This is a genomic window from Kitasatospora sp. NPDC091257, from assembly GCF_044757675.1.
Classification (GTDB): Bacteria; Actinomycetota; Actinomycetes; order Streptomycetales; family Streptomycetaceae; genus Kitasatospora; species Kitasatospora lactacystinica.
This window is the reverse complement of the sequence record NZ_JBIVVI010001048.1, coordinates 1-3,246: the sequence shown is the minus strand read 5'-3', so window position 1 is coordinate 3,246 and position 3,246 is coordinate 1. Positions and strand designations below refer to the sequence as shown.

The 3,246-nt window shown below is 76.8% G+C and carries 4 protein-coding genes; 2 read left to right on the top strand and 2 right to left on the bottom strand.

Annotation, left to right across the window (positions count from 1 at the left end):
• Window positions 1-1,121: M48 family metalloprotease (locus tag ACIQOV_RS34110; protein WP_401054666.1), on the bottom strand; the 1,121-nt coding region annotated here is incomplete at its 3' end.
• Window positions 1,118-1,567: a BlaI/MecI/CopY family transcriptional regulator gene (locus tag ACIQOV_RS34105; protein WP_401054665.1), complete on the bottom strand. Its 450-nt coding sequence runs from the start codon at window positions 1,565-1,567 to the stop codon at window positions 1,118-1,120. The genes ACIQOV_RS34105 and ACIQOV_RS34110, both read right to left, overlap by 4 nt.
• A gap of 115 nt (window positions 1,568-1,682) precedes the next feature.
• Between ACIQOV_RS34105 and ACIQOV_RS34100 the strand changes: the two genes are divergently transcribed.
• Together ACIQOV_RS34100 and ACIQOV_RS34095 are read left to right on the top strand one after the other, a co-directional pair.
• Window positions 1,683-2,351: a DedA family protein gene (locus tag ACIQOV_RS34100; RefSeq protein ID WP_401054664.1), complete on the top strand. Its 669-nt coding sequence runs from the start codon at window positions 1,683-1,685 to the stop codon at window positions 2,349-2,351.
• Window positions 2,348-3,010 carry a phosphatase PAP2 family protein gene (locus tag ACIQOV_RS34095; RefSeq protein ID WP_401054663.1) on the top strand — a complete coding sequence of 221 codons (663 nt, stop codon included), beginning with the start codon at window positions 2,348-2,350 and terminating at the stop codon, window positions 3,008-3,010. The genes ACIQOV_RS34100 and ACIQOV_RS34095 overlap by 4 nt, the downstream gene beginning before the upstream one ends.
• The last annotated feature ends 236 nt before the right edge of the window (window positions 3,011-3,246 follow it).

The window sequence follows — 3,246 nt, the reverse complement described above, 5'->3', positions numbered from 1 at the left end:
GGCCGGAGCAGTGCGGCGACCCGGCGCGGGACCGGGCCGGAGTGGGCGGTGGCGACCGTCCGGGGGCGGGCCGGCCAGGAGGAACGGCTCGCGGCCAGGGCCGCCCGGCCGACCGCGCGGGCGGTCACGGCGCGGTCGCCGACCCGGGCCGCCGCGACCTCGTCGGCCCAGCGCTCCAGGTGGTACCCGAGGGGTGCGCGCAGCGGGCGCAGTGCCGGATGGACGTCGGCGGCGTGCTCGGCGAGGGCGAGGAAGAGGTGGTGGCGGGCGGTCAGGTGGGCCCGTTCGTGGGCGAGCAGGGCGGAGCGCTCGGGGCCGTCGAGGGCGCGCAGCATGCCGGAGGTGACCACGATCCGGCCGGGCTCGCCCGGTCGGCCGGGGCGGCCCAGGCGGCCGGGCAGGGCGAAGGCGTCGGCGCAGTCGTCGTCCAGCACGGTGAGCGGGTGGTCGGCGGGCCGGAACAGCGCGGCGGGCCGCAGGAGGGCGACCGGCCGCAGCCGGGCGGCGAGCCGGGTGAGCGCGGGCGGCCACGCCGAGGGGCGTGACCGGCGCACGGAGGCGCGCGGGGGGCGCATGTCCGAATGCTGGGCAGGGGAGGGGGCGCGGCCCGGCCGGTGGGCGCCCGTCCGGTCCGTCCGGTCCGTCCGGTCCGTACGGTGGCGGTCGGTGCGGTCGGTGCGGTCGGTGCGGTCGGTGCGGTCGGTGCGGTCGGTGCCGCTGGCGGCGCCGGCGCCGTCGGTGGGTCGGCCGGGGTGGTCGTGGGCCGGGAGCGCGGCCCGGGCGGTGCGCAGCTCCCGCTGCCGCCGGTGGACGGTGCGCGCCGCCAGTGCGCCGAGCCCGAGCAGCGCCAGGGCGGCGAGCGCGGCCGCGAACGGCGCGGCGGGCGAGGCCGCGGTGAGCCAGGGCAGCGAGAGGTGGCCGAGGGCGGCGACGGGCGGGAGCTGGAGCAGCCCGTCGGCGGCGAGCAGGCCGAGCGAGCAGAGCGTGCCGCCGGCCAGTACGGCGGTGGTCGCGGCCAGCATCCAGGCGGCGGCCCGCGGCGGCAGCGCCTCGGCGAGGCGGCGGGCCAGCGGGGCGGCCAGGAAGGGCAGCAGCAGCGGGACCCAGACGGCGAGCATCATCGGCCGGCCGCTCCCGGGGTGCCCGGGCCCGCGGTGTCCGGGCCCGCGGCGCCGGCCCCGGACGCCTCCGCGCCCGGGGCGCCGTCGCCGAGCAGTTCGCGCAGCAGCTGCTCGTCCTCGGTGGAGAGGTCGGAGACGAAGCGGGCCAGCACGGTGGAGCGGTCGGCCTCGCGGCCGAGCTCGGTGTGCATCCGGCGGGCGGCGAGCCCCGCGGTGTCCTGGACGGTCGGGGTGTAGGCGTAGGCCCGGCCGGCCCGGGTACGCACGACCGTGCCCTTGTCGAACAGTCGGCCGAGGATCGTGGCGATGGTGGTGCGGGCGAGGTCCCCGCCGAGCGCGGCCTGGACGTCCTGCGGCGTCATCGGCTGCCGGGCGGACCAGAGGGCGGCCAGCACCTCGGCCTCCAGCTCCCCGGCGGGCCGGCGGGCGGACGGTACGTCGGGCATGGCGGCGCTTCCTCCAAGTATCGTCTACAGTCATGTAGACCGTCTACGCAACTGTAGACGGTCCGGGCGGGTTCCGATGCGAACCGCCCCCCAACGTACGGGAGGTCCGTCGGCCTTGCTCCAGTTCCTCGCCGATCCGGCCGTTCACCTCGCGGTGAACCCGCTGGACGCGTCCTCACTGCTCGCCGCCTTCGGTGCGCTCGGCATCGCCGTGGTGCTGTTCGCCGAGACCGGCCTGCTGGTGGGCTTCTTCCTGCCCGGTGACTCGCTGCTGTTCACCGCCGGACTGCTCTGCGTCCCCGGCGCCACCAAGGGCCCGCAGCTGCACCTGTGGCAGGTGCTGCCCGCCGCCCTGGTCGGCGCGCTCGTCGGAGCCCAGGTCGGCTACCTGATCGGCCGCCGCGGCGGCCGGGCGCTGCTGGCCCGGACCCGGGGCAAGAGCCTGCTGGAGGGCGTGGCGCGGGCCGAGGAGCTGCTGACCAAGTACGGGCACGGCAAGGCGATCGTGCTCGCCCGGTTCATCCCGGTGGTCCGAACGGTGCTGAATCCGCTCTGCGGCGTACTCGACGTGCCGGTCCGCTCGTTCACCCTCTGGCAGGTGCTCGGCGGCGTGGTCTGGACGGTCGGCGTGGTGCTCGCCGGGTACGGGCTCGGCTCGTCCGTCCCCAGCATCGACCGATATCTGCTGCCCATCATCGGTCTGGTAGTAGTTGTCTCCGTGCTCCCCATTGTTCTCGAACTGTTCCGCGCCCGTAAGGCGCGACGTCACGGAGGTGACATGTGACGCCATCCCGGGCGCTCGCCGTGTACGACGGCAGCGGAATCGACGGCGGCCTGTACACCCGGGTCAACGGCTGGGCGCAGTCGGCCCCGCACTGGCTGGACGAGGTGATCAAGGTCTGGTCGGCGCTCGGCCTCGGACTGTTCGCGGTCTTCATGCTCCTCGCGTGGTGGCGGGCGCGCGGCGCGGACTCGGCCGTGATGGCCAGGGTGCTCGCCTCGCCGGTGATCGTGGTCGTCGCGTACGGCGTCAACTCGGTGTTCAAGGGCGCGGTCGAGGAGCTCCGGCCGTGCGCCCAGATCCCCGGCAGCGTCGCGCTGGAGACCTGCCCGGGCACCGGGGACTGGTCCTTCCCGAGCAACCACTCGGTGATCGCCTTCGCCGCCGCGGCCGCGCTCTGGTTCGTCGACCGGCGGCTCGGCTGGGTGGCCGGCCTGTTCGCGGCGCTGATGGCCGCCTCCCGGGTCTGGGTCGGCGTGCACTACCCGCACGACGTGGCGGTGGGCGCGCTGGTCGGGCTGCTGGTCGCGGTGGTGCTGGCGCCGCTCGCCGGGCGCTGCGGACCGCTGGTGGACCGGATGCGGGCGGGTGCGCTGCGGCCGCTGCTCGGGCCGGGCGCGCTGCCCCCGGTCGACCGCGGCTACGCGACGCAGGGGCGCTGACCCCGCCGCCGGCGCCGCCGGGCACTCCGACGCCGCCGCGCGCTCGGACGCCGTTTCCCGGGCCGCCCGCCCCTTGTCCGGTTTCGGACGACGGGTGGAGCATGTGAGCCGGGCGTGGGGCCTCCTCCGGGGGGCGCCCGCCCGGCTCAGTCGTGCTCGGGCGCGCGGGCGCCGGGCGTGCCAGCGGAGGGAGTGCCGAATGCCGTACCGACTCGACATCACGCAGGGGGACTGGC